The organism is Streptomyces sp. NPDC087906 (assembly GCF_055584925.1).
The window spans coordinates 175,940-201,772 of the sequence record NZ_JBVJLC010000010.1; the positions used below are offsets into that span (position 1 = coordinate 175,940).

The following is a 25,833-nucleotide window of genomic DNA, read 5'->3' on the forward strand; positions in this document are numbered from 1 at the left end:
GGTCGTCTACGTTGACATCCCTCTGCCCTCGCTGCCCAGTCTTTCGTGGCTCTTTCCTGTCTGCCCCCGGCGAACTGGTGTCCGCTGTCATTCAATCCAGTCGTTTGACAGCGGACGTAGCCGCTTCGGTTGTTAACGGAATCGTGCGGTGAAAGTGCTGGTGGGCAGCCCAACACGAGGACACGCGCGGTAACACACCCTCCATGCACTGGCCGTCCTACAAGTGGTCGAGGGGTTCGGCGGCGTATGTGCCGTCGCCGAGTGGCGCATCGGTTAGCTCGAAGCGTTGGGGCAGGCTGCCGACCCGGCGGGTGACGACGCTGCCGGGGGCCCGGGTGGTCTCGTAGTACAGAGGAGTGCCGCCGGCGTCGGCGGTTCCAAGCAAACTGAAGCGGCGCACCACGCGGGGTGGTGTCGGGCTGGTCCGGCGACGCCGGTAGAGCCAGCTGGCTGCGGCAGCGAGACCGGTGACGACCAGGCCAACTGCAGTCGGAATCAGAAACTTGTCCAAGAGCGCGGACACGGCGGCATCACTCCTGCGAGGCGGGTGGGGCCCGCCACTGTGACGGGCCGCGCCGAGGATGCGTCAGGCGGGGGTTAGCTGCGCAACCCCGATCATCATGCTTCTCCGTCCGGGGAGTTGGGGGCGGTCGGCGGATCGTCGTACAGCACCCTCGGTGCGTCAGCATCGGCCCAGCTTGGATGCACTACGAAGGCGGAGGGTGCCTCCTCGTCCCAAGGGGGCCGGGATGTGGTGGCGTCGTAGTGACCTAGGGCGGCGCGGAAAACGGGTAGATTCTCACCGGACATCTCGTAGGCCGATGCCTGCCGCCATCCGTCCTGTGGGCCACCGCCGTAGACAACTGTGACTGGCGCCTCGGTACCTTCGGGCCACCAGCCGTGCTTGTAGCCGCGCTTGAGGGCGTAGGTCAGGGCCACTGTGGGGCCGCGCAGTCCGCGCGGGAAAGCCTCGCGCAGCACGACGGCCTCCAGATGGCCGTCGGACTCGACGACCAGGCGCACAAACTGGCGGGCGTCCTCATTGAGTGTGTTCAGGAAGACCATCGCCCGGTCGGCACCCCATGCGGTGTCGACGGACATGGCCAGTTCGTCTCGGTGCTCGGCGATCAGGGCGAGGAGTTTGCCCTCGAACTCCTCGCTCGCACCTTCAATGGTGAACCTCAAAAGGATCCCCCAGCACTCTATGTGACCTCTATTGATCGCTATAGATAGTGTTACGGAGTGGGGCTTGGGTTGTCTATAGAGATGACGTAGCGGTCTATGGGGCGTCACTACTTTGCGGGTGGGGGCATTCCGGAGTCGGCGGGGCTCGGTTCGATGGCAAGACGACTGGGTTCGACGCCAACGGACAACTTGGATACGGGCGACGCTTATACGTCGCCGGAAGCGCCGCGTAGGAGCCGTGAACCCCATCCCGCGTCAATGTCAGCGCAGAGGGAGGCCAAGGCCACCACCTTTTGCCCGCAGGCACGGGCCCGCTGGCCTGGAGACATGCCAGATGGAGCAGCAGTCTGCCCAGGGGACCGCTCTGCCGTATCCCCATAGAAACCCGGTGCGCACGACAGACAGAGTGCTGAATAGTTGCTGCATGGATGCGATCGACGCCGCACGTGCTGTTACGAAGGAGCACCACCCTGACGCCCGGGCCGCCTTCCTGGGAGGCAGCGTCGTGACGGACCGCTGCACGGCGATGTCGGACCTCGACCTCGTGGTGCTTCTCCATGAATCCCCAGCCCCGTACCGGGCAAGCATTCAGCACGGTGAGTGGCCCGTGGAGATGTTCGTGCACACCGAGGCAACGTGGCACGCATTCGTCGAACGGGAAGTACGAAAGCGCAGATCACCGCTGCTCTGGATGTGCGCTGACGGGATCCTACTCTTCGACCACGACGGGGTCGGCGCCTCCGTCGCCGCTGAGGCCCGGAAGATGGCCACGGCGGGACCGCCCACGGTGTCGGCTGAAGAGATCGATGATCGCCGCTACGCGATCACTGACCTTCTCGACGACCTTGCGGGGAGCGAAGATCAGAGCGAACGGTTGTTCATTGCCACCGAATTGGTGCGACGCACCGGCGAGTTGAAGCTGACCGCCGACGGATCTTGGAACGGAGGCGGGAAGTGGCTGGCGCGCCGTCTTGAGACCACGGCGCCGGGACTCAGCATGCGCCTTCACGACGGCCTTCGTGACGTACTGGCGAGGCGGATTGAGCCGCTCGTGGAAGTCGTGGACGAGGTGCTGGAGCAGGTCGGCGGTCGGCTGTGGGTGGGCTATAGGCGCGGTGGCACTCCGTGAACGAAGTCGCTGTGGAGAGAGCCGCCTTGCGGCCAAGCTTGAGGTACAGCTCGACACTGTCGAGCGCACCCGCCACACCAACCACCGCACCGAGCGCCTGCTGGACAGAAGCCTCCGTGAGCTGAGTGGTCTGCTGCTCTCCGTCTGGCGGCCGTAGACCCAGAGTCAGTTCAGAGCAAGCAATCCCGAACCTCCTCGGCGCACCCCCACGACAGGGTGACACCGGCACCCCCGTGACCGTAGTTGTGCACGAACAGCGCACCGCCTTCCCTCCGCTCCGCCTCCACGCAAACCGTGGATCGGGTCGGCCGAGCGCCGATCCGGTGCTCCAGAACACGGGCACGGGCGAGACGGGGTTCGACCTTGGCGCATCGAGCCAGAATGCCAGCCGCCGCCTTGCCGTCTGGGGCGAGGCCGCCTTCGCCGTCGATGGCTGTGCCGCCCAGGACGACAGTCTCTCCATGCGGGTAGAAGCACAACAGATCCGGTGAAGTGCCGGTGTCCTCGGAAAAGAACTCGGTGAGCCCCGGGTTGGTGACGACTACGTGCTGGCCGCGAATCGGCCGCAGTTCTGGATCCAGGACCAGGTCGCGGGCTCCCAGGCCCGCGCAATTGACGATCACAGGGACTGGGCCGGCTTCCGCGAGCGAAGTCAAACGTCGCTGCTCGACCGTTGCGCCGGCCGCATGCAGCCGGCGCAGGAGGTAGTCGAGATATGCGGGCATGTCGATCAGCGGCACTGTGAACCGGTACCCGGCGGTGAACCCGGTCGGAAGTTCGGTCGGCTCGCACGGCCGAAATCCCGGCAGGGTCGTAGCCCAGTCCGGTGAAGACTCGGCCGTACGCGATGCCTCGATGCCTCTGGTGAGCCGAACACCTGTGGCCTGGTCCTCGGCCAGCTCCCGGAACACCTCCAGGGACCGCTGCCCCCACCGGTTGACCTTGTCCTTCGGCTCCACCAGGTACGGGCCCCACATCGCCCCGGCGGCCAGCGAGGTGGCACCGGGCACCTGCTCGGCGATCACTCGCACCAAGGCCCCGGCCTCGGCGAGAACGACGGCGGAGGTCAGTCCTGCCACCCCAGCCCCGACAACGACAACGCGCTCCCCTGCGTTCATGATCTCGACACTAACGGCCGGGTGGCGTCGATGGAGCATGTCGGGCGAGTGCGTCTTCGAGGACCGGGAGGAAGCTGCGGACGTGTGGGTTGCGCTGGCGGCGGCGGAGGTCCGCGGCAAGCTGGTGCAATAGGGCCGCGCTCCTCGGCGAACGCACAACGTCAAGGCGGTCAGCCGCGATCTGTCCGATCTGGCAGGCCGCCTCCAGCTCTCCGTGAGCGCTGTGCCCCAAGGCCAGCCAGGCACCCTCGAACATGGCCCTACGTTGGCTGGGATCGCCACGCGGAACGTCGTATGCCCCGGACCGGAGCATCTCGGTCCCTTGCGCGAGGAATCGTCGGGCCTTCGTGCCGCCGTCCGCCTTCGCCCGCGCGCGCGCCATCTGAATGAAGCCGTAGCCGGCCTGGCAGTCCAGGTGGTTGTCGGTCAGGAAGTACATCCACCGGGGCTCCTCCTGGCTGCCGTCCCGACTTGCGATCAGTTCTCGGGCAGAGCCCCGGGTATGCGCGAAGTCGTTGTCACGGCCGGCTGCGGCATACGCGTAGGCGAGCCGGGAAAGGACGGATGCCCGGGCGGCAGGCGGAGCGGCTTCGCTGGCGCGGCGGGCGGCCTCGCCGAGGGCGATTGCGTCCGCTGGGTGTCCTCGGCTCGCTGCTTGGAAGGAGAGGTCGCCCAGAATGTGGGCGCACAGGGGCAGGTCGTTGGCCTGATGTGCGGCTCTCAGCGCCGTGGCGAAGTAGCGCTGCGCCAGGCCGTGATCGGCGGCGTCGAAGGCCATCCATCCGGCCAGCTGGCCGATCTCCGCGAGCGCGCGGATAAGCCTGCTTGTCACGACGGGCGAGTGACCACCATCGTGAATGAGTAGCCCCACCGCACGGAACTGTGCACCTACGTAAGGGAGATGTCGCGCGCCTCCGTGCTCGTCGTCAAGCAACTGGAGCATGGGCAGGTGCTGCTCGACCTGGTCGACAAGTGGATCGGCGCCGTTCGACGGAGCTATCCGGGGCGCGTACTGGCCTCGCCCTGCCGTTCCGTCAAGGTACTGGGCGACGATCGCGAGTAGCCCCGCGCCTGAGATCGCAAGGAATCGACGTCGGTCGACAAGCCCTCCCATCACCCAGTCCCCCACGATCGCCTCCATGCCCTGCACGGTCCAGGGCCGTGCGAGATCCGTGTCCGCAGGGACGAGAGCCGAGGAGTCGCCCGCGCGGCCTTGCCACAGTTCGGCCACCGAGATGGCTCTGCCCAACTCCTGGGAGAGCACGTAGGCAGCCATCATCGGTAACGGCGAACGCGGAAGGGAACCGCCGTCCCTCCAGTGGTATGGCGCCGACTCGGCGACGGTGCCCGCTCCGAACACCCTGTTGAGCTTGCGAGCAAGCGCCTTGGGGCTCCAGCCGAGTTCGTCGAGGCAGCCCGACAGCACGGTGTTCGGTCCCCCTGCCTGCTGTGCCACGTGCGACCACCTCGCGTCCCAGGGGTTCGTCGACCACTTCGCGCTCCCCATGGTGGGGCAGGCAGCTGCCGAATCTCCTGCCTATCAGTGAAGTTGACCGAGTTGACCGACTGATCGGGTGCTGCACGAGCGGCCTCCTCCGGTGTTCTTGAGTCACAGCGGAAGGCGCCGCCTTCGACGCCGACGGAGAAAGAGGTGGGCTTTGAGAAACCACACGAGCACCTCCCGAGACCGTCCGGGCAGTGTGCTGGAGCGCGACACCGGGCGCCCGGTCTCCGCGCCCTCACACGGGTACGCCGATGGCGGCGGTACGACCACGCTGATCACGGACCTGCCCTACGGGCCGAGGGCGGCTGCGGTCGCTCGGGAAGCCGTCGCTGTGGCGCTCCTCGGCACCGAGGCGGACCTGCTCGACGACGCCCGACTGATCGGGTCGGAACTCGCAACGAATGCGTTCGCCTCGGGGAACCCGCCCCTGGTCCTGTGCGTGGACCGCAGGAGCCCGGTCGTCGGTGGCCTGGAGGTCGAGATCACCGTGACCGACGGTGGCTGCCTTCCACCCGCGCCTACCTCTCACCCGGCGTCCGAGGAGCAGGCCGAATCGGGGCGGGGCCTGGTCCTCGTCGAGGCACTGGCCGACGCCTGGTCCCTGACGACCGGCGCCGACGGCACCCGCGCCTGGTGCCGGCTGACGCGTGCGTCCAGCTCTTCGCCTGCGAGAACGCTCTGATGCCGGCGCCTGCAAGATCCTTTCTTCGAAGGAGGCACCACACGGTGCGCATCGACCATGCGACCCCACCGTCCCCGTCCGCTGAAGCGCCGACGGCCGTTCGCCACCCTCGCGTAGTCGTCGCCCTTCACGAGGGCCTTTACGGCGCTGAGTCGGGCACCGGCTTCAGTAACCGTGCCTTCCTCATGGCGCTCGCTCGCCTCCTGCCGACGGGCCGCCTCTCCGTGATCTCCCCACCCGTCTCTGAAACAGCGGTCGCGCACGATCGGCGGTGGAGCCGCGAGGTCCAGCTGATGCTGGACGAGGCGGAGGCCGAGGTGATCACGATTCCCGAGGTCCAGATGCTCCCGGATTCGGTGCGCGGCTCAACGCACCTGTGCGCCCTGGCGGGGAAAGCTGCCGCACGCGTCGCCGATCGCACGAGCCGCTGCCTGCTCGTCGGCCTCGACGTTCCCTTCCTCGGCCTCGCGGCTAACACGCCACCGACCACAGATCTGCTGCTCATCCCTCGCTCCGCAGCTGCCCTGACGCGGCCTGGAGACCTGTCCCGAATCCGCTGGGAACGTGAGGCCCTGCGGGCGGCGGCCGCTCAGGGCGGTCGTATCGGGGCCATCTCCACCCACATGCGAAACCACCTCGTCACGAACTGTGCCATCCCGCGGGCGGGCATCGTGAACATCCCGAACGGGCTGATCCGAGAGGAGATGGCCAGGCCGACGCATGTTCGGCCCCTGCCCTTCAAGGCCCAAGCCGGCTTCCTGTTTGCCATGGGGCGCGCGGTGCCCACCAAGGGGTTCGAAGACCTACTGGAGGCGCTGCACCTTCTGAAGGAACGAGGAGTCCGCCTGCCGCATCTACTCCTGGCGGCGGTCACGTCGAGTGATCACGAGCATCTGAGCTCGTACCAGAGGCATCTGGCAGCAGGTATCCGCGCCTACGGCTTGGACGCGACGCTGATCACCCGCTTCACCCCCTCCATCCGCTCCTGGCTGCATAGCCCCGCGCTGCACGCGGTCGTCGTCCCCTCGCGCGAGGAGCCCTTTGGACGGATACCTCTGGAGGCGTTCGCGGCGGGGGCGGGGCCGGTCGTCGCGACCAGCGCCGGCGGACTGGCCCAGACCGTCATTGAAGGCGAGACCGGATTCACCGCCGCCCCCAGGGACTCCCAGTCTCTGGCGTCCGCCCTGCACCGAGCCCTGACCACCCTGCCCAGAGAGCGCGAGCGGCTCCGGAACGCCGGTGCGGCTCTGGTGCGTTCACGCCACGACTACGAGGCGAGCATTGGCTCCGCCATCGGCCGCATCGCCCCATGGGCTCTGGCTCCATCGCCCACCGGGGAAAGCAGGGGCCGATGAGCCGGCCGGTGGTGCTCATCAGCCTGGAATCCCCGCACTCGTTCTGGCGGTTGTCCGCCGAGCACAAGCGTTCCCTTCGTGCTTCTTTCCCGGGCGTGGATTTCCGTACGGCCGCCGAGGAGGACGTGCCGTACGGGCTAGCGGAAGCCAGCATCTACTTCGGCTGGCGGTTCGAACCATCGTGGTTGGTCGGCTCGCCGCATCTGAACTGGATCGCGTCTCCGGCCGCCGGTACCGACCATCTGCCCGTTGCCGAGGCGCACTCCGCCGGGGTGGCCCTGACCCGCTCGTACGGGTTTCACGGCCGCCCCATGGCCGAGCACGCCATGGGGCTGGTCCTGGGCTTCTCTCGCGGGTTGTTCACGAGCCAGCGCGTCCAGCGGAACCGGACCTGGTGGAAGGACGACCTCGCCGAGGAGTTCTTCGACCTGGCCGGGTCGACGATGGCCATCGTCGGTTGCGGCAGCATCGGTGGCCATCTGGCCCGTACCGCGCGCGCCTTCGGTATGGACGTGATCGGAGTACGACGGACACCGCCTGTGGCGGCGGGGGACGGGATCACCTGGATGCACGCCTCGGCGGTGCACCAGGCCGTCGCCATCGCCGACGTGGTGGTCGACCTGCTGCCGGCCACCCGGGCCACGAACCATCTCTTCGACCACGCCCTCTTCACGGCCTGTAAGCCGGGAGCCGTCTTCCTCAACCTCGGCCGTGCGACAACCGTCGACCAGTCGGCCCTCCTGGCCGCCCTCCATACCGGCCACCTGCGGGGCGCCGCGCTGGACGTATCCGACCCGAGACCCCTGCCCGCTCGCCATCCGCTGCGGCTCCACCCCCGGGTCGTGCTCACGCCGAAGAGCTCGACGCTCTGCCACACGTACATGGACAAGGCGGTCGCGTTCTTCGCCGAGAACCTGCGCCGTTTCCTTGCTGGTCAGCCGCTCACCGGTCTGGCCGAACCACCCGACGCACATTCCCCTCGCAGGAGGTTGACCGATGCCCACCACCCGCCACCGTGACCTGGCTGCCGCCTTCGCGGCTACCGGCCGCAACCACCCCTACCTGGCCTTCACCTTGAACTCGTTGTGCAATCTGGACTGCGTGTTCTGCAAGCCCCGCTGCATGCCGGACTACGGGCACAAAGACCGCCCCCTGACCACCGCCGACTACGCGGCCATCGCTGCCGAGGCCGGGATTTGGAAGATCCGGAAGGCGCACTGCTCCGGCGGCGAACCGACCCTGCGGGCGGACATCCTCGACGTGATCGAGGGCCTCGCCGACGGCCTCGGGTCCGACGCCGCGATCGGCATGACGAGCCACGGCAACCTACGCCGCGGGCTGAGCGTGGAGAAGCTGCACCGCGCCGGACTGACCTACCTCAACCTTAGCCTCCACAGCCTCGACCCGACGCGATCCGCCACGATCATGGGCGGCGGCGATCCGCGTACGACTATGCGCACCCTCGACGAGACCCTCTCCCTCGGAATGCGGGTGAAGATCAACTGCGTCCTCCAGCGCACCTACCTGGACGACGCCTTCGCCGTGGCCGAGTTGGCCCGCGACCTGCCTGTCGCCGTCCGTCTGATCGAACTCCAGAACATCGGGCCCGCACAGGCGCTGTTCGACACCGAGTTCATCAACGAGGCGGACGTCCGCAATCGTCTCCATGAATGGTTCGCGGGTGCGGGGGAGGTCTCTCGTGAACAGCTCGGGGTCCGTAGCCCCGGGCAGTATCTCCGTCCCGACGGCTGGGCGGGCTCGATTGGCTTCATCTCCAACTCCAGCTGTGCCACATGCTCCGACGCCAATCGCATCAAGATCACGCCCACTGGTGTGGCCCGTCCCTGCATCCTTCACAACCGTGACATCCCCCTGAAGCCCCACCTCGCCGACAACACCCTCAGCGATGCCTTCGCCCACCTCTTCCAGGCCATGCTCGACCGCAACACGAACGACGCCTGGCAGGGCTTTCATTACGTCGACTACGACCTTCGCTGGGACCGGATGGAGCGTCCCGAGGGCACCCCGGTCCTGCTGCCTCTGCTCCCCGTCCTCCCCTCGGACGCGGCCCAGCCGTCGTGCACCCGATCCTCCACCGGGGAGCGGTGATGGTCGTGGCCGAAGCACCGCCGCTCTACCCGGGTCTCGGAACGCTGTACGAACACGAGCTGGACGTCCATGGGGTCGGGGCCGTGATGCTCACGCACAAGTGGCAGCCGGCCGATCTGCTGGCTCCCCACTCCGACATCGACGTGCGTGTCCTCCTTCCCGAGGCCCCCGCGAACTGGGAGGAGTGGAATCACCGTCTGGCCGCCGCGCATAAGTCCGCCGTCCGCCGGGAGGTCTCCCACGGGAGGCTTCTGGAGCATCCTCCCGGGTTCGCATTCACCGTGTCCGAAGCGGACGGACGGCTCGTCTGCGCACCTGAGCTGGCGACCTGGTCGCTGATCAGCGGTAGCACCCGCGACTTGCAACGCTGGAGGTCCCGGGCCCAGATGGCCCCCTGGTGCGAGATCGACGAACGCTTCTACCGGGCAATCCTCCAGTCGAGGCTCGGAGGCCGGTACCAGCTCGCGGCGGACAGTACGGACAACGTGGTCGAGGACATCACTGCGTACCGGCGTCACTGCGTGGCCTGGCACTACCTCGCCCCCTGCTGGTTCGCCGCCGCCGCACTCGCGACACGGACGCGATGCCCCGGCAAGACCGCCGCGCTCACCCAGTGGCGCCCGGACGGGCTGGACGCGTACGCCGAGCTGTTTCTCCGGCACTCCGAAGACGGACCCGACGGGCGACTGCGCAGCCCGCGCCACCTGCTCCGCGCGGCACACGTCTCCCTGGAAGCGGCCATGCGCCGCATTCCGCAGGCAAGCCACCCTCCCGACAGGGGCAAGGAGTCCGCTGCTGTCGACTGGGTAATGACTGCCGGAATGCTCCGCGTACGTGTCGCCCGCTGGCTGTACTACCTCGATCCGCCGCCCGGTGTCGCGACCGAGTACCTGATCGGGCGGGAGGCGAAGGAACTCCGTTCCGCCGCGCAGACCCTGAACGCGCTCGCGGAGGACGGGACCGCTCCCGCCCAGCGCCTGGCCGCCCGAATGGCCGGGCTGATCCCCGCCGGACCGACGACTCCCGACACCCTGCGCACCACCCTCGCGCTCTGGCACCGGCAGAGGTCCACGGTGCAGGAATTCCTCAGCCTCCCGCCCGGCGCCATCCACCCATGACACAAGGAGCCTCGCCATGCCCGCGCGTGCGTCCCAGCCCCGCGCCCTGAAGACGGCGAAGATCAAGATCACGACGAAGTGCAACCGGTCCTGCGACTTCTGTATCTTCGCCGACGGCGCCCAGGGCGAGAACATGGCCCCAGAGCTGTTCTCCACCATCCTGGCCCGGCTGGAGACCATCCCTTTCCAGCAGTTGCACATCAACGGCGGCGAACCCACCGTGCACCGGGACTTCCCCGCTCTCAGCGAAGCCGCCCGGACACGCCTGCCGGACAAGGTCATGGTTCTGGGCACGAACGCCATCACGCTGGCCCGCAACCAGCGGATCATGGAGGCCACGCTCCGCTCGTACGACCAGATCCTCATCGGCTGCGACGACGAGCACGAGAACTACGCCGAAGTGCACGCCGTCGTGCCCCGGCTCCGCGAAGCCGGCAAGACCGTGGTCGTCAACAGCGTTCTGGAAGGCATCAGTTCATCCCGTCTCGTGGAGCTCGCGAGGCTATGCGACACGTACGGCGCGATCCACGTCACCAACCACGTGCACCACGTCGACGTCGGCCAGCCGTCGAACGAGCTACGCGGCATCTGCGACCGCTACCTCGACCAGCACCTGATGATCGAGATGGACGGGTCCTGCTACCGCTGCTTCAACGCCATGGCGAAGGTCGACAGCGAATTCAGCATCTGGGACGCGGACTTCGCGGCCAAAGTGTTCGCTCCCCGAGGCCATCACTTCCGGTTCTGCCTTCGCTGCCACGAATACACCGACTCGGGCGCCGCTCTCCTGCCTGCCCGCATTCCGACCGCATGACTCCAGACCGGAGGTACACGACCATGCCCGCTGTCCTCGGGCTGAACTTCCACCACGACACCGCCGCCGCCTTGATCGTCGACGGCCGCCTCTACGCGGCAGAAGAGGAACGCTGGAGCGGCGTCAAGCACAATCACCCCACCCGCAAGGGCACGCTCGCCGCGCCGGTCCGTGCCCTTCAGTGGTGTCTGGAGGCCGCCGGCATCGAACCGCAAGACATCGACGCCGTCTGGGCCGCCTCCATGCGTCCCAATCCTGCCGCCGGCTGGTGGCTCACCGAGGAGCGGGACGAACTCGCCGCTCTCTTACCTGCCCCGCTCGGTGACCATCTCCGCCTCCTCTCCCACCACTCCGCCCATGTGCTCTCCGGGTACCTGCTCTCCGGACACGACCACGCGGCGGGCCTCGTCATTGACGCTGGCGGCTCCTCCCTCGGCTCCGACTTCGGTCCGGGGCGGGAACGCATCACCGGCTACGACCTGCGGCCGGATCGCATCGACCGCGTCCACCAGAGCATGCCGACCGTGGTTCCCGGCCCTGTCGGCCCTCGGCGCGTTCACTCCTCCCTCGGGCACTTCTACCGAAACCTGGCCCGCAGAGTGATCCCACCGGGCGACGAACCCGAGGGCAGCATGATGGCGCTTGCGGCGTTCGGCGACCCCCAGCGTTACGGGCCGCAGATCCGCGAACTCGTACGGCTCGGCGACGACGGCGAGGTCCGGATCGGCCACCCCTGGGGCTCGGCGGACAACAGCACACCGCTGCTGTTCCGTGGCCGCGTCTGGACCGCTGACAACGTCGTGGAGCAAGCCGACTCGGATCGGGCCGACCTGGCCGCCGCAGTCCAGGACGTCTTCTCCGAGTCGGTCATCCACATCGCACGCCATCTTCAACGGCTCACAAGAGCCTCGGCGCTGGTGTTCTCGGGTGGGTGCGCCCTGAACTCCCACCTCAACGGCCGACTGGCCGACGACAGCGGCTTCGACACCCTCTTCGTGGCGCCGGCACCACACGACGCGGGCACCGCTGTGGGCGCCGCCTTGTACGCCTGGCACTACCAGCTCGGGCAGGAACGTCTCCAGGTGCCGACCGACGCGGCCTGGGGCCCTAACCCGGGCACTCTGAAAGTGGGTGCGATGCCATCCGGGTACCGCGCTCTGACCGGCCTGGGGGCGGACCTGGCACCGGCGGCGGCAGCGCTGCTCGCTCAGCACCGCGTTGTCGGCTGGGTACAGGGACCGCTCGAATTCGGGCCCAGGGCCCTCGGGCACCGCTCGATCCTCGCCCACCCGGGCCACGCCGTCACGCGGGACCGACTCAACGCGATCAAGCAACGAGCTGCGTACCGCCCGTTCGCCCCGGCCGTCCTCGCCGAGCACGCCACGGAGTGGTTCATGTCGGCGGGCGACCCCTTCATGAACCGCGTCGCCCACATCCGCCGGTGCCGAGCCGACCGCATAGCCGCGGTCACCCACCACGACGGCACTGCGCGCGTCCAATCCGTGGCCAAAGACCACCAAGGCCTGCACGAACTCCTCCAGCGGTTCCACGAGCACACCGGCCTGCCGCTGCTGTTGAACACCTCCTTCAACCTCAAAGGCACGCCGATCCTGCGATCCGCCGAGCAGGCCGTACAGGCGGCAGGCGGCCTCGGACTCGACGCCCTCGCCGTCGGAGACACCCTCCTGATCGCCGACCACGTCCCCGACCCCCGGGCACTACCCCAGCCATCCTTACGAGAGGGGTGACGGAAATGGCCGTTGCCAATCTGCCTCACATCCTGACCACGCTCGCCACCAGCACATGGGCCGTCGGGGACCGTTCCCGCGCCCGTGTGGCTGCCGGTCTGGCCATTGCGATCTACGCCGGGCATACCCGAGATCAGGGCACCCCGTACGTCCAGCATCCGCTCGCCGTCGTCACGGTTCTGCGGTCCGAGCTCGGCGTCACACAGCCCGAAACCCTCCTCCTCGGCCTTTTGCACGACGCCCTTGAGGTCGATCCGGGCTCAGAGGCTCTCGTCACCCACCAGCTGGGGGCACCCTTCGCTGAACGCCTACGCGCGATGACGCCCGACCATCGGCTCGAACGCCGGCCCAAGGTTCCGGGCGACGAGAACCGATGGCGCGTGAAGACAGCGGCCCTCCCCGCGGAGGAGCTCCTGGTACGGCTGGCCGACCGCATCCACAACCTGCGCGACCTGGCCGCCTCGCCGAACCATGAACGCCGGCGGAAGTTCGTACGGAACCTCACAGACTTCCACCTCCCCCTGGCCGCCGCCGCACGCCGCCTCAGCCCTCACCTGGAAGCTGCGCACACGCTGCTCAACGCCGAGTACATCCACCACCAACAGGAGATACGCCCGTGAGACGGATCGTGTACTCGATGGAGCCGGTTGGTCGGACCGGCGGCCGGGTCTACCTCCGGATGCTTCACGAGGCGACCGCCGGCGATGTTGAGTGGCGCACGGTTCCGGACCACAAGCGCATCTACCGCGTCCGCCGCTGGCGGAAGATCCGCCACCTCACCCGACTGGCCCCGACCGTCCGGGCGCTGAGTTCCGCCGCCACCGGCACCTTCGTGTGGGACGACCTCAGCCTGCTGCTCTTCACACCGGAGATGCGGGCCCGCACGGTGTTCCTCCTGCACCACTACGAGCCGTTGCAGCACGACTCCACTCCCGTGGAGGCCATGCTCTGGGAACGGCTGTTCCGGGTGCTGCCACAGTGTGCGGCCGTGGTGTGCGTATCCCCGTACTGGGCTGACTTCCTCCGGTCCCGCGGTGTCCACAACGTACGGGTGATCTACAACGCCTTCGACATGACCGAGATCGAACGGGCACGCGACCTCGACCGGGCGGAGTGCCGCGCCGAATTCGACCTGGCTCCGGACACTATCGCCGTGTACGCGGGTAAGGCCGTCCACTGGAAGGGCACCGCGGAGGTCGCGGCGGCCCTGGCCGGCGCACCCGGGCTCCAAGTGATCACCAGCGGCAGCAACACCATCGGCTTCGACGGTGCGCACTACGACGTGGAGCGCGAGCGATACCTGCGGCTGCTGCGGGCATGCGACGTCGGCGTCTTCCTGCCCCGGATGCGGGAGGGCTGGAGCCGCTGCGCAGCCGAGGCACTGCTTCTCGGCCTGCCCTGCCTGATCCGACCGGTCGCCGGACTCGGCGATCTCGCGGCCCTGACCGGCCAGCCAGCGCCAGACCTCGACCGTCTGTCGACGCAGGTCCGGGAACACGCTACGGCGCGCCGAACCGAAGCCAAGGCCGCGTACGAGGCCGTGGCCCAGTTCGACCTGCACTACTTCGGAGACGCCTGGGGCGACCTTCTCGCGCAGGTCGCCTGACCGGCGTCGCCTACGCCTGTGCGGCCAGTTTCTCGGCTGCGGCGTCCAGACGGGCCAGCACGCGGTCCCGGCCGAGCAGCTCCATGGACTCGAACAGCGGGAGTCCGATCGTTCGGCCGGTGACCGCAACTCGGATGGGTGCCTGGGCCTTGCCCAGCTTCAGCCCGTGCTTCTCGCCCACCGCGAGCGTGAGGGCCTTCAGGCCGTCCGCTTCCCATTCCGCGACGCCGGCGAACTCGGCGCGGACGTCGGCCAGGATGCCATCGGCGCCCGCCTTCATCGCCTTGTTCCACGACACCTCTTCCTCGACCGGCGAGTCGAGGAACAGGAAGTCCACGTTGTTGGTGATCTCGGACAGCAACGCCAGCCGGGTCTGGGCCAGCGGTGCCACCGTCTCAAAGACGGCCTGGTCGAACGCCTCCGGCTGCCATGGCGCGTACGGGGCGACGAGCCACGGCGCGCAGGCGGCGGCGAACTGTGCGGGCGCCAGGGCACGGATGTAGTCGCCGTTGAAAGCCGTCAGCTTCTTCACGTCGAAGAACGCCGGGGCAGTGTTGACGTCCTCGATCCGGAAGAGCTGCTCCAGCTCCTCGTACGGCATGAGCTCCCGGTCACCGCCGGGGCCCCAGCCGAGGAGCATCAGGTAGTTCACCATCGCCTCGGGAAGGAAGCCCTCAGCGAGGTAGTCCTCCAGCGCGACCTTGTCGCGACGCTTGGACAGCTTCTGCCGCTTCTCGTTCACGATCACCGGCAGGTGCGCCCACACCGGCGGCTGGGCACCGAGCGCCTCCCACAGCAGCTGCTGCTTCGGCGTGTTCGACAGGTGCTCCTCGCCGCGGATGACCTGAGTAATGCCCTCATCCAGGTCATCGACCACGTTCGCGATCAGGAAGACGGGGGACCCGTCACCACGGGCGATCACGAAGTCCTCGATCGCACTGTTCGGGAACGCCGGCTCCCCGCGGATCAGGTCGACCACGACGGTCTCGCCCTTGTCCGGTGTCTGGAACCGCAGCGCCCGCCCCGCCTCGAAGGCCAGCCCCCGGTCCCGGCAGAACCCGTCGTACCCGAGGTGCTCCGACCCGGTGCGCTCCTTCAGCTGCTCCCGGGTGCAGTCGCAGTAGTACGCCTTGCCCGCCGCGTACAGCTGCTGGGCGGCCTCGCTGTGCCGGGCCGCGTTGTGCGACTGGAAGTACGGCCCCTCGAACGCCGGGTCCTCGCCATGAATGCCGATCGCCGCGAGCGCGCTGATGATGCCGTCGATCCACTCCGGCTTGTTCCGGGCCGCGTCGGTGTCCTCGATCCGCAGGACGAAGGTGCCGCCGGACTGTCGTGCCACGGCCCAGTTGTAGACAGCGGACCGCGCGCCACCGACATGGAACATGCCGGTCGGAGACGGGGCAAAACGAACGCGAACCGGGGCAGTAGACATGCCCCTAAGACTACCGATGCCCAGTACCCTTCCGTGCCCGTTCCCCTTCGTGGAGTCGTCGCTTCGAAGCTGACAACGGGGCAGTAGGTACACCCCTTGCCAGCGCAGCGCTGGCAATTCTCTGCAACCCGCACCCATTCACGACTGCCGATACCAGCAGCGAGGCCCCAGCAGTCGGGCGGCGACCAACGAATGGCCAAACTCGGCCGCTCCTGATCCGCTCAATCGGCCGACGCGATGGCGTCTGGTGGCGCAGAAATCATTTGCGCCACCAGACGCCAATAAAGTCCCGCAATATGACACCGTCGATCATGCCAACGCACCTGGCGAAGTTATCACCTACTTGATGAGATCAAGCCAGCGCCCAGTGGCCGCCTTTATGGCAGTTTCCGTGGCGAAGAGATACCGCCACTGGCCATACGCGCCCACGTCATTGACCTTCTCTACCCACTCTTCGGCAGCTTTCCGCTTGGCCACTACGCTCGCGTCGTTCGCGTCATCATCGGCCTTACCCTCAACGAGCCAGTGAACCCCATTGGTGTCGATGGCAATGAAGTCGGCGAAGTAGCGTCCGCCTTCCCACTCGATCCACGTTGGACCGTTGGTGTAGATGCGCAACCACCACTTAATTTGCGAAGAAGAGTCAAACATCTGAGCCAACGTAAACTCCGTAGTACGAGCATCGAAGCTTGAGACGTTCTCGATGTTCTTCTGCCACTCTCCGTACCAGACACCCTTCGCGAATTCCACCCACTTACTCAGGATTGGAGAAGGCATAGGGCGCGAGGGCGGAAAGACTGGCACCTCTATGACGTTAAATTCCCAAGTAGGCGTCGTCGCGCGAAATTCGTACGCCTTGATTATCATGGCCTCAATAGCACGCGTAGCGAGGGCCGTGCGTTTCACGCTCCACTGGGCGTGTTCATCGCCAGTCACCCCTGCCCCGTCGAGAAACCAGCCAATGACGTCATCTGCGGCTTGGAACTCGGTGAGCGTGGAAGTAACTACGCTTAGTCCAAGAACCTTGTCTTCGAGCTGCTTCTTCACCGTGGACCAGGACAGCGTCTGGATATAGGCTTTTTCCTCCTCCAGGAAGCGCTCGCCCACCACCACCTCGCCATCGATAGCACGTTCGGCATCGAGCGCCACGCGCTTCATATAAACCGACTCATCGGAGAGGTACTTGCGTCCGAGATCTCGTGCCTGCTGCTCTGTGACCAAACGCAGGGAAAACTTCGTTGGGATCGCCTGTCGTTCAAGGCGTGGGAAGTTGACGCGGGGAGCCCCACTGACCGGCGATACGAATTGAACAGTGGCGGCAGCGCCCTTTTTCTGCTGCTCCACCGTTGTGTCGTACTCCTGAACCATGAGAAGCACGGAGGGGTCGACCACCTCGCCGCCGTGGGTGTTGTCGAAAACGAAAGTCAAGCCCGGCTGGGTTGCCACAGGAGCAGCCGGCCTAGCACCCTCCTCACCTGCCTTCTCGGCAGTCGGCGTCATGCTCAACTCCGCGGCCGCAGCAGCACGGTCCTCAAGCACCTGCTCAAGGAGCGCCCGCTTACTCGCAAGCAGCTGTCGGTATGACTCGTGGGCGACGATATCCACGGTGTCAACAGCCTCGATACTGGTGCGCTCCCCGAAGGGCAGGCGCAGGCCACGGCCGAGTACCTGCTCCGTGAGAGTGGCAGACAGCAGAGGGCGGAAGCTCACAATGACACCGATGTTCCGAACGTCCCACCCTTCCTTGAGCTTGTCCACGCTCACGACGGCACGGACGGGCGAAGTAGGATCCTCCACCGCTTTGAGCGCCCGAAGTGCCTTATCGCTCGATCCACCAGTGATGAGCAAGACCTGATCGGGGCCGGTCAGGAACTCGGCACGGAGCGTTTCCGCTACCCGCTCGGCCTTCTTGACCTCCTCGCACACCACGAACAGGACGGGCACAACTGTCGCCTTGCCAAGTGCCTGCGCATAAGCCCGCCATGCAGATTCCTTCACATCCCGCAGGTGGCAAGCGTCAGCAAGTTGTGAGTGCGTGTCCTTAGTGCCGTCCTCGCGGTAGACCACGACAGGGATCTTCACGAGCCCGTCTGCAATGGCTTCCGCAAGCGTGTAGCGAAAGACGACCTTTCCCGACCTCACATCGGCCTTGTTGGGAGTCGCTGTCAACCCTACGATTGCGCGAGCATTTAGCTCACGAATAGTGGTCCCATATTTCTCTGCGTCGCCCGAATAAACGTGGTGCTCGTCTGCCAGTACCACGAGGTCGTCGAGCCCCCGCAGGTGCGCATAGAGCGCTTCCCCCATACTCTCGTTCTCGTCGTGAATCTTTCGGCGCATGTCTTCGCTCGGCTTGAGGAGGGTCTGCACCTTGAAGACGAAAAGCTTGAGCTTGGTGCGGTCATTCATGTCGTCCACGCGCTGTTTGAAGTTCTCAGCCGTGACCACCACGGGCTCCCAAGCTGTGCCCTCGATGTACTTCCGGCTACCAGGAGTGAAGTTCTGGATAGTCTTTTCATAGATGACATCCAGCGGCACAATCATGACGACGTTGCGCACACCCGCTTCAGCAAGGTACTCAAGGACACCTGCGGCAAGGTAAGTCTTGCCGACACCGGTGGCTAGGTCGCAGATAAACTCACGCCCATCACCCGCCGCAAGGTGTTCCGTAACCTTGTGGAGCGCTCGCCGATTGGCGTCACGGAGGTCCAGCCGAGCTGCGATAGCTTCGACCTGCTGCGGCTCGTACTTAACCCAACTCATCGGATCACCTTTGACTGCTTGAAGAGACCGTTCGGCACCTTGATTACCCGAGAGCCAACCCGCACATCCGAAAGCAGGGAGACGGCATTGGGGTGTACAGCGACACCAGCGAGGGTCAGTGTCTCGTTGTCGTTGAGCAGGGAAACGGCATATTTGATCTGCGTTTCGTCTACCAGGCCGTCTACTACTACGAGGGCATCACGGTTCCTCAACCCGACAATTCCGCGCCTTTCAGACGCGAGTGTGTAGCCCAGCTGCGCAGCAACCCACGGGCCCAGTTCGGTTACACCATCTGCAAGGAACGGTCGGCCGCCGGCAACCAAGCTCTTCGGCTCCTCTACCCGCAACACGCGGAACCCCCCACCTCCGTGCCAGAGTCGTTCCTTTGAAGGCTTCGTCTTCATCTGCTTGGAGAGGGAAGCAAGCACTTCAGCTTCGGCTTCCAGCGCTTCCGCCTCTACAAGCTTCTCGAATACCTTGCGTGCCTCATCGAGGGCAGCCACTGTCACATCATCCGGGAGGGGAATGCTCGCAACACGGTCCTTGGGCTTGGTGATGCCGCCCATGTCGGAACCGTCCACCACCTTCGTCAAGCGTGGCGCCGTGAAGTTGTCCACCGTAGTTTTCACGGCCTCCACCGTGATCCATCGCCGCCCGAGCTTGTGCGCAACTGCGGCTGTGGTACCTGATCCCGCGAAGCAGTCGACGACGATGTCTCCCGGCCGCGTAGTCACCTCGATGATCTTACGCAGCAACCTCTCCGGCTTCGGCGTGGAAAAGGGGTTCACACCCGGGAAGAGCGCCTTGATTTCTGCCTTAGCCTCGCGATTGTGGCCAACTTCTGAGTTGAACCACATGGTTCGAGCGTTAGAGCCCTTATCTGGCTGGATCCTCTTACGGCCGAGCGACCCTTTATTGCGGATAATGTATTCGGGCCACACGCCAGCAGTTTTCCGCTTCACGGTAAGCTCGCGCGCTTCCTTTAGAGGCACATCCAAGAGCAACGCTGGAATGCCCTTGCGTAGCTCCTCAACGGGAACGCCACATACTTCAGCGCGCCTCTCGTCATCGTCGAGAACCACCTGCTTATAGGGCGCGTACTCCGACAGAGCTGCAAGAACTGTCTCTTGCTTCGTGCCCCAGCAACGCCCATTGGCTGGGTACATCAAATCACCAGTGATAGGCGACTGGATTGCGTACACCCACGTCTGGTTACGGTGCGCAGAGGGTGCTGTGGGATTGTCGTCGTACCACGGGCGGGGATCACCATCTACGGACTTGTAGATTGAATTCAGAGACTCATCACGCGCAGACCGGATAAGTTGCGCCTCCGGGGACTTCCCGTAAACAAGCAAAGTGTCATGGTCTGGCGAGAAATTGGGGAGATCATTTCGCGGCCCGTCAGCCTTCTGCCAAACGACTGTGCCCAAGTGGTTTTCAATGCCGAATTCATCATCCAGAACCATTCGCGCACGGTGCACTTCAGCATCGTCGAGATGCACCCAGATCACGCCGCAATCGCTCATCAGTCGACTCAACTGTTTAATGCGGTCACGGAACATGGTGAGCCAGACCGAATGATCAAAGTTATCGTCGTAAAACTCACCGAAAGTTTGCTCAGTATTGAACGGTGGATCGATGTAGACCAGCTTGACTTTCCCCTTGTACTCCCGCTCGTATTCCGGAATGGAATTCAGAGCATTGAGAGCCTGAAACGAGTCTCCCACGATGAGCAGGTTGTCAGCGGTCGTGCCGACCACCTCACCCACGCGGCTGGTCTCGCTGAGGAGCCGGATTTCCGTCACGCGGGGGTCGTCCCGCTCGACCCACTCGTAGCCGCCCGTTGGCAACGGCAGCAGGGCCTTGTCTTGATTGAACCAAGTCAACGCCAACCGCTTACTCGACACCCGCACCGTCTCCGTTAACCACCGCGCTGGCGCATCCAGCGACGGACCAACACTAGCTGCAGACTCTGACAGCCCGAGGCAGAATGTTCGACGCACTGCCAGCGGCCAAAGGCCTCTCGGAGTTGCAGCGGCCGCCCGAGCGGTGCGGGCGAATGCAGGCCCTCAACGATAGGACATCGCCTCCAGCTGCGGCAGGGTGGAAGCGCCACAGCGGGATCCACGTTCGTGCCCTCTGCTGGAGCCGAGACGCCAGCTGGGAGACCGCGGGCTGCGTGAGCCTAGGACTGCACGACGGGACTGGGTATGACTCCCGACCGGGCCGCATCTCGGTGCCGACCAGCCAGAGGCGGTGGCTGGGGCATCCGGGGAGCCATCTGGGAGCCAACCCGCCCCCCACCCCCTTTGACACCACCCGAGACCACGACAGACCGACGCTCTGACCTGGGAAAACACCATCGACACTGGCAAGATCGGTAACCGACCCTCATTCGGGACGAAGAAGTCGTGAGTTCAAATCCCGCCACCCCGACAGCCAAAGCACGAGGTCAAGGGCCTGATCCTCTCTGAGGGTCAGGCCTTTCCTGCGTCTCCTGAGATAGTTGGGGAGAAATCTGGGAGACGATCCCGGCGGGGGTTCCTCCAAGCGGGAGCGCGAGAACTCACGCGCCAGCCATCGCCGATCGAACTAAGGCTTGAGCAGTGGCAAACCTAGCGGCCGGATAAGGATCATCCACCCTCCCTTCGCCACCACCCGCGCAAGATCGTCTTGAACGGTTCCCGTTCCTCGCTCCGACGACCGCGCAGGCACACACCAGCATGATCCGCTGTCAGCGAGTACCACCGCCGCCGTACGCGCGGGTCGGCCCGACACACTCAGGGTGGGCGTGTACGGGGTGCGGGTTTGACTGTCTGGTTGTCTGATGGGGGTCATACCGATAGGTAGGGGCTGGGCTTGTCGTGCCAACTGATGTAAAGGGTGTCGCGGGCACGGGTGGCCGCGACGAAGAGGAGTGAACGAGCTCTGAGTTCCTCCCGCTTGTAGCGCAGGGGATCGGTTTCCCGGTAGCGGTCCATGACGCCGGTACGGGGGATGGCCGTCGCGGGCACCGACGATCGCGAGGCGTTGGTACTCAAGCCCTTTGAAGCGATGCATGGTCCCGACGTGCACTTCCCCGTCGCCCTTGGGGCCATCCTTGGTCAGCTCGGCCGTACTGATGCCGGCCTTGGTGACGAGGAAGTACATGACCTGGTTGACCATGTCCCGATCAGCGACGCAGACAGCAATACTGCCTCGTGGGTCTCGGCGGGGGCCGTTGCCACCGGCGCCGGTGGCTATCTCCTCCCGCCAAGCCGTGAGGATATCAGCGAGCCGGGCAAGTTCGTCCTGCCAGGAGTTGCAAGCGACCAGCGTCGGGTCAGGGCCGCGCAGGACAGACCGGTAGCCGTCGAGATTGTCGGAGCCGTCGTCGAGGTCGTCGTAGGGGCGGGTGTTCTTGAAGTCCACAACTCGCATGGCGCGGGAGGGAATTTCCTTGGTGGTGCGGTAGCGGAAGGTAAGACGCGAGGACCGCCCTCGGATGTGGACACCGACCGTACCGAGGGTTACCTGCTGGTCGTAGATGCGCTGGTGGGTGTCGCCCACGATGAAGAGGTCGTCGTCGGAACCCGGCGCCATCATGGCGCGGAGCGTCTTCCAGTGGGCGGGGCGCAGATCCTGGGCCTCGTCAACGATGATGTGGCGGTAGCGGTGAGCCACGTACCGCATGCCGGAGCCGTCGTCGCGGTGAATCAGGTCCCCACCCTGCAGAAGTTCGGCAGGACCAAGGAGGAGAAGGAGTCGGAGGCCGACCGCCCGCTGCTCTCCGATCGGCGCAATATCGTGGTCGTCGTCGACGAGGCCCCCCGCAGCCACTACGACAACCTTGACGGTTACGCACGTCATCTGCGCGATGCCCTCCCGCACGCCCCGCTCCTCGCCTTCACCGGAACGCCTATCTCCGAGGCCGACCGCAACACTCGACAGGTCCTAGGCGGTTACATCGACCTCAAGAGGGCCGCCGACGACGGCGCGACGGTCAAGGTCTTCCACGAGGGCCGCCTCATCAAGCTCATCCTCGACAAAGACGTCGACCCAACGGAGATCGACGAGGAGGCCGACCGCATCACCGATGGCCTCGACGACACCGAGCGCCTCCGGGTCGAGACGGCTGTCGCCACGATGAGCGCTATGTACGGCTTGTCGGCTCGCATCCGGGATCTCACGGAGGACCTGGTGGCGCACCGGGAGGAGCGGCGCGACCGGATGCGGCCGTTTGTCGGAGTCTCCGAGAAGGGCGGAGCGGCTACCAAGGCGATGGTCGTCTGCGCGACTGGTGAGATCTGTGTCCGGGTCTACAACGCTCTGTGCGAGCTGCGGCCTGAGTGACACAGCGACGAGCCGTCCAAGGGCGCGATGAAGATCGTCTTCTCTTCGAACTCCCGCAAGGACGAGGACCGCCTGCTTGACCGCGCGCTGCCCGACGGCCAGCGCAAGGCGGTCATCAACCGCGCCAAGGACCCCGACGACGAGCTAGAGCTGCTCATCGTCAACAGCAGGCTGCTGACCGGCTTCGACGCCCCGCCGATCCACACCATCTACCTGGACCGTCCGCTCAAGGGCGCCAACCTGATGCAGGCCCTTGCCCGGGTCAACCGCCGCTTCCGCGGCAAGGAGGACGGTCCGCTTGTCGGCTACGCGCCGCTGACGGAGAACCTGCAGAAGGCGATCGCCGAGTACACGGACGCCGACCAGGAGGATCGCACCCTCGGCCAGGACCTCGACCGCGCGCTGGACGAGCTGCACAACGAGTACGACATCCTCAGCGACATCCTGCGCGGCTTCAACTGGCGTGCCCGTCTTGAACAGCCGACAGCGAAGGCATTCGTCAACGCCGCTGGCGGGGTCGCCGAGTACCTCCGAAACCCTCGTACCCCCGGCAACGACCCAGAGAAGCTGGACGACCCCCGCCAGACCGTCGGCCAGCGCTTTCGCGAGCACTCCCACCGCCCGGAGCGCTTCTACGCGCTGACCGCCAGCGCCACGAATATTGGCGAGCGTTTCCCGGACCACCCGACCTGGCGCCGGACCGGCGGGATATCGGACCTCCGAGGCCGGCCTGGAGATGGCCGACCTGACGCACCTCAACGACGCGCTCGTCGCCAAGCTCCAGGGCAGCGACACTCCCCACCTTGCGGCGGAGGCACTGCGGCGGCTCATCGACCAGAAGATGCGCGAGGTCACGCGTCACAACATCGTCCGCCGCACGGCCTTCTCTGACCGTCTGCAGGACCTGATGATCCGGTACACGCGGCAGCAGTACACGAGTGCCGAACTCATCACCGAGCTGGTCAAGATGGTCAAGGAAGGGGTCGAAGACGCCCGGCGCGGCGAGAAGTTCGAGCCGCCGTTGAACTGGCGCGAGCTCGCCTTCTACGATGCTGTGGCCGAGCACGGCACGGCTCAGGAGCTCATAGGCGACGAGGTCCTGGCGAGCATCGCCCGTGACCTCGTCGCAGAGGTCCAGAAGAAGCTCAAGCCGGACTGGATCGCCCGCGAGCCGGTCCGTGCCGGTCTCCACAGCGCATCAAGCGCCTGCTGGCCCGCCACGGTTATCCGCCAGACCGCCGTGCGGAGTCGGTGAAGCTGGTCTTGAAGCAGATGGAGTACTTCGCGGACGAGTGGGCCACTACCGGTATGCCGGACAGCTGAGCCCGCCCGGCCACGTCGACGCAAGAGCAGCGAACCCCGACCACCTTCGACGGCGAGAAGCCACTGGCAGGAGCGGACCATGGACAACGAGATCCAGCTGATCAGCGACGAAGATGGGCTGACAGTCATGGGGAGCGTGAAGGATGTCGAAAGCTTCCTCGCTTCGGAGGGACTGCCGTCCAAAAGCCTCGGACCGCGATGGTACAAGTCCGTCTTCGCTACGGGTGCTGCAGTCGCCGAGGCAGGATCGGAGATCGCCGCCAACTCCGCTCACTGGGTGAAGCTGACCCCGAAGTCGGCCCTGCTTCTCAAGAAGTATGGCCTGAGGGAGAGCGCGAAGACGGGGCTCAGCACGGGTGTACTGAAGGGGCAGAAGGGGCAAATCAAGGGATTCCTCGAGTTCACGCACGCGCCCCGATCGCTCTTGTCCAACCCGGCGACTCTTGCCAACGCCGGGAAGTTCATGGCGCAGGTTGCAATGCAACAGACCATGGACGAGATCACTGACTATCTCGCCGCGATCGACAAGAAGGTCGACGACGTACTGCGTGCGCAGAAGGACGCTATGTTGGCCCGCATGATCGGAGTGGGCTTCGTGATCGAGGAGGCCATGACCATCCGAGAGAAGCGGGGCAGGGTCGACGCGGTCACTTGGTCGAAGGTGCACGCCGCGCCGGCGACGATCGCGGAGACGCAAGCGTACGCGCTGCGTCAACTCGACGCGCTCGCGGAGAACATGGAGCGCCAGACCAAGATCGGCGATCTCGCCACGATGGTCAAGGAGGCTGAGGGCATCGTTCGAGAATGGCTCGCCGTTCTGGCTCGCTGTTTCCAGTTGCAGGACGCGGTCGCTGTACTCGAACTCGACAGGGTGTTGGACACGTCCCCCGACGAGCTCAACGGGCATCGCCTCGGCCTGAAGGCCGCCCGGCAGGGCCGGCTGGAGCACATCGCGCGGAGCACCGAAAGTCTGCTGGCCAGGATGAACGCCGCTGCTGGCGTGGCCAACGCGAAGGTGTTGCTGCACCCGACCACATCCCCGGCTGTGGTCCAGTCGAGCAACCAGGTCGCGACCGGCGTCCATGACTTTCACGTGCGGCTCGGAATCGCGTCCGGTCGCGACTCATCTGAGGCGAGGCGATGGACGGAAGCTGCCCTGGAGGTGAAGGACAGAGCGTTGGAAAAAGGAATAACTGGTGTTGGTGCTGCCGTAAGCCTTGGCAACGAGACCCTCGATCGGGCCAACTCGGTGAAAAACAAGCTCTCCAGCGGTATCGCCGAGCGAGCGCGTCGTCTGCGCGGGAACGACGAGCAAAGCGACAAGAAAACTGAGTGAGCGTCGACCATCCGGTATGCCGGACGACTGACGCGCCCTCCTGCCGGCCCTGCACCAGAAGAACCACCGTCCGACCTGAGCCGGAGTGGCCGTCATGGCTTCCCGCGGCGTGAGGTATGCGGCGGGAGGCGGCACGCGTCTAGCGTGGTCAGTAGGCCAGCAGTGAGACGGACGGGTCCACACGCTCGAAGCGGTGCTTGCTTAGGGCTGACGGCGGCCGTGTCGGTGAAGCTGGACCATCCCAAGTTCGAAGGCGCCACCAGCGGTGTGCTCGGTGAC

General features: G+C 65.7%; 20 protein-coding genes and 2 pseudogenes. 14 read left to right on the forward strand and 8 right to left on the reverse strand.

Annotated features, from left to right (window positions below; genetic code table 11):
- Positions 1-217 precede the first annotated feature (217 nt).
- Both ACZ63I_RS26590 and ACZ63I_RS26595 read right to left on the reverse strand, forming a co-directional pair.
- Entirely contained in the window at positions 218-523 is a 306-nt protein-coding gene (locus tag ACZ63I_RS26590) for a hypothetical protein (RefSeq protein WP_469341538.1), read from the reverse strand.
- Between the two features lie 95 nt (positions 524-618).
- A complete protein-coding gene (locus ACZ63I_RS26595; protein WP_469341540.1) occupies positions 619-1,185 on the reverse strand; it encodes a hypothetical protein in 567 nt (188 codons plus the stop codon).
- A gap of 424 nt (positions 1,186-1,609) precedes the next feature.
- Between ACZ63I_RS26595 and ACZ63I_RS26600 the strand changes: the two genes are divergently transcribed.
- The gene (locus ACZ63I_RS26600) at positions 1,610-2,314 is read left to right on the forward strand and encodes a nucleotidyltransferase domain-containing protein (RefSeq protein WP_469341542.1); all 705 of its coding nucleotides are present in this window, start codon (positions 1,610-1,612) and stop codon (positions 2,312-2,314) included.
- A 170-nt stretch (positions 2,315-2,484) separates the two neighbouring features.
- On the opposite strand, the gene ACZ63I_RS26605 is transcribed toward ACZ63I_RS26600, so the two are convergent.
- Positions 2,485-3,432, reverse strand: coding sequence for an FAD-dependent oxidoreductase (locus ACZ63I_RS26605; RefSeq protein ID WP_469341543.1), 948 nt, complete (start codon positions 3,430-3,432; stop codon positions 2,485-2,487).
- Between the two features lie 10 nt (positions 3,433-3,442).
- The gene (locus tag ACZ63I_RS26610; RefSeq protein WP_469341545.1) at positions 3,443-4,888 is read right to left on the reverse strand and encodes a carph-isopro domain-containing protein; all 1,446 of its coding nucleotides are present in this window, start codon (positions 4,886-4,888) and stop codon (positions 3,443-3,445) included.
- 202 nt (positions 4,889-5,090) lie between these two features.
- Here ACZ63I_RS26610 and ACZ63I_RS26615 point away from each other — a divergent pair, with 202 nt between their 5' ends.
- From ACZ63I_RS26615 to ACZ63I_RS26655, 9 genes are read left to right on the forward strand one after another with little or no spacing between them, the layout of a single operon-like run.
- Positions 5,091-5,618 carry an ATP-binding protein gene (locus tag ACZ63I_RS26615; RefSeq protein ID WP_469341546.1) on the forward strand — a complete coding sequence of 176 codons (528 nt, stop codon included), beginning with the start codon at positions 5,091-5,093 and terminating at the stop codon, positions 5,616-5,618.
- Between the two features lie 44 nt (positions 5,619-5,662).
- Positions 5,663-6,973: a glycosyltransferase family 4 protein gene (locus ACZ63I_RS26620; protein ID WP_469341548.1), complete on the forward strand. Its 1,311-nt coding sequence runs from the start codon at positions 5,663-5,665 to the stop codon at positions 6,971-6,973.
- Complete coding sequence (locus tag ACZ63I_RS26625; protein WP_469341550.1) at positions 6,970-7,992, forward strand: D-2-hydroxyacid dehydrogenase; 1,023 nt, start codon at positions 6,970-6,972, stop codon at positions 7,990-7,992. Before ACZ63I_RS26620 ends, ACZ63I_RS26625 begins: the two co-directional genes overlap by 4 nt.
- Positions 7,970-9,082, forward strand: coding sequence for a radical SAM protein (locus ACZ63I_RS26630; protein WP_469341552.1), 1,113 nt, complete (start codon positions 7,970-7,972; stop codon positions 9,080-9,082). Before ACZ63I_RS26625 ends, ACZ63I_RS26630 begins: the two co-directional genes overlap by 23 nt.
- Complete coding sequence (locus ACZ63I_RS26635; RefSeq protein ID WP_469341553.1) at positions 9,082-10,200, forward strand: hypothetical protein; 1,119 nt, start codon at positions 9,082-9,084, stop codon at positions 10,198-10,200. Before ACZ63I_RS26630 ends, ACZ63I_RS26635 begins: the two co-directional genes overlap by 1 nt.
- A gap of 16 nt (positions 10,201-10,216) precedes the next feature.
- The gene (locus ACZ63I_RS26640) at positions 10,217-11,014 is read left to right on the forward strand and encodes a radical SAM protein (RefSeq protein ID WP_469341554.1); all 798 of its coding nucleotides are present in this window, start codon (positions 10,217-10,219) and stop codon (positions 11,012-11,014) included.
- Between the two features lie 23 nt (positions 11,015-11,037).
- On the forward strand, positions 11,038-12,762 hold the full coding sequence (locus tag ACZ63I_RS26645; RefSeq protein WP_469341556.1) for a carbamoyltransferase C-terminal domain-containing protein: 1,725 nt from the start codon (positions 11,038-11,040) through the stop codon (positions 12,760-12,762).
- Positions 12,763-12,767: 5 nt separating this feature from the next.
- On the forward strand, positions 12,768-13,382 hold the full coding sequence (locus tag ACZ63I_RS26650; protein WP_469341558.1) for an HD domain-containing protein: 615 nt from the start codon (positions 12,768-12,770) through the stop codon (positions 13,380-13,382).
- A complete protein-coding gene (locus ACZ63I_RS26655) occupies positions 13,379-14,368 on the forward strand; it encodes a glycosyltransferase (protein ID WP_469341559.1) in 990 nt (329 codons plus the stop codon). The genes ACZ63I_RS26650 and ACZ63I_RS26655 overlap by 4 nt, the downstream gene beginning before the upstream one ends.
- A 10-nt stretch (positions 14,369-14,378) precedes the next feature.
- Here ACZ63I_RS26655 and gltX read toward each other — a convergent pair whose 3' ends face one another.
- The 4 genes and pseudogenes from gltX to ACZ63I_RS26675 all read right to left on the reverse strand — a co-directional run.
- The gene (gene gltX, locus ACZ63I_RS26660; protein WP_469341561.1) at positions 14,379-15,752 is read right to left on the reverse strand and encodes a glutamate--tRNA ligase; all 1,374 of its coding nucleotides are present in this window, start codon (positions 15,750-15,752) and stop codon (positions 14,379-14,381) included.
- 387 nt (positions 15,753-16,139) lie between these two features.
- Positions 16,140-18,563 (reverse strand): DEAD/DEAH box helicase, encoded by a 2,424-nt coding sequence (locus ACZ63I_RS26665; RefSeq protein WP_469341563.1) that lies wholly within the window; start codon positions 18,561-18,563, stop codon positions 16,140-16,142.
- Complete coding sequence (locus tag ACZ63I_RS26670) at positions 18,560-20,470, reverse strand: site-specific DNA-methyltransferase (RefSeq protein ID WP_469341565.1); 1,911 nt, start codon at positions 20,468-20,470, stop codon at positions 18,560-18,562. The genes ACZ63I_RS26665 and ACZ63I_RS26670 overlap by 4 nt, the downstream gene beginning before the upstream one ends.
- Before the next feature lie 927 nt (positions 20,471-21,397).
- Positions 21,398-22,271: pseudogene (locus ACZ63I_RS26675) on the reverse strand (3'-5' exonuclease); the annotation flags it as partial.
- On the opposite strand from ACZ63I_RS26675, the gene ACZ63I_RS26680 reads away from it, so the two are divergent.
- The 4 genes and pseudogenes from ACZ63I_RS26680 (at position 22,254) to ACZ63I_RS26695 (ending at position 25,554) form a co-directional block, all read left to right on the forward strand.
- Complete coding sequence (locus tag ACZ63I_RS26680) at positions 22,254-22,895, forward strand: hypothetical protein (protein WP_469341566.1); 642 nt, start codon at positions 22,254-22,256, stop codon at positions 22,893-22,895. The pseudogene ACZ63I_RS26675 and the gene ACZ63I_RS26680 overlap by 18 nt on opposite strands.
- Positions 22,896-22,922: 27 nt before the next feature.
- Positions 22,923-23,786 carry a type I restriction enzyme subunit R domain-containing protein gene (locus tag ACZ63I_RS26685; protein ID WP_469341567.1) on the forward strand — a complete coding sequence of 288 codons (864 nt, stop codon included), beginning with the start codon at positions 22,923-22,925 and terminating at the stop codon, positions 23,784-23,786.
- Positions 23,677-24,218: pseudogene (locus ACZ63I_RS26690) on the forward strand (type I restriction enzyme endonuclease domain-containing protein); the annotation flags it as partial. The gene ACZ63I_RS26685 and the pseudogene ACZ63I_RS26690, both read left to right, overlap by 110 nt.
- 79 nt (positions 24,219-24,297) lie before the next feature.
- A complete protein-coding gene (locus ACZ63I_RS26695; RefSeq protein ID WP_469341569.1) occupies positions 24,298-25,554 on the forward strand; it encodes a hypothetical protein in 1,257 nt (418 codons plus the stop codon).
- The last annotated feature ends 279 nt before the right edge of the window (positions 25,555-25,833 follow it).

What these genes read in the sequence shown, in the direction of transcription:
- ACZ63I_RS26630 (WP_469341552.1), top strand. Translation starts at nt 7,970, where the DNA reads ATGCCCACCACCCGCCACCGTGACCTGGCTGCCGCCTTCGCGGCTACC.
- ACZ63I_RS26695 (WP_469341569.1), top strand. Translation starts at nt 24,298, where the DNA reads ATGGACAACGAGATCCAGCTGATCAGCGACGAAGATGGGCTGACAGTC.
- ACZ63I_RS26635 (WP_469341553.1), top strand. Translation starts at nt 9,082, where the DNA reads ATGGTCGTGGCCGAAGCACCGCCGCTCTACCCGGGTCTCGGAACGCTG.
- ACZ63I_RS26645 (WP_469341556.1), top strand. Translation starts at nt 11,038, where the DNA reads ATGCCCGCTGTCCTCGGGCTGAACTTCCACCACGACACCGCCGCCGCC.
- ACZ63I_RS26625 (WP_469341550.1), top strand. Translation starts at nt 6,970, where the DNA reads ATGAGCCGGCCGGTGGTGCTCATCAGCCTGGAATCCCCGCACTCGTTC.
- ACZ63I_RS26685 (WP_469341567.1), top strand. Translation starts at nt 22,923, where the DNA reads ATGAAGATCGTCTTCTCTTCGAACTCCCGCAAGGACGAGGACCGCCTG.
- ACZ63I_RS26605 (WP_469341543.1), bottom strand. Translation starts at nt 3,432, where the DNA reads ATGAACGCAGGGGAGCGCGTTGTCGTTGTCGGGGCTGGGGTGGCAGGA.
- ACZ63I_RS26650 (WP_469341558.1), top strand. Translation starts at nt 12,768, where the DNA reads ATGGCCGTTGCCAATCTGCCTCACATCCTGACCACGCTCGCCACCAGC.
- ACZ63I_RS26640 (WP_469341554.1), top strand. Translation starts at nt 10,217, where the DNA reads ATGCCCGCGCGTGCGTCCCAGCCCCGCGCCCTGAAGACGGCGAAGATC.
- ACZ63I_RS26665 (WP_469341563.1), bottom strand. Translation starts at nt 18,563, where the DNA reads ATGAGTTGGGTTAAGTACGAGCCGCAGCAGGTCGAAGCTATCGCAGCT.
- ACZ63I_RS26600 (WP_469341542.1), top strand. Translation starts at nt 1,610, where the DNA reads ATGGATGCGATCGACGCCGCACGTGCTGTTACGAAGGAGCACCACCCT.
- gltX (WP_469341561.1), bottom strand. Translation starts at nt 15,752, where the DNA reads ATGTTCCATGTCGGTGGCGCGCGGTCCGCTGTCTACAACTGGGCCGTG.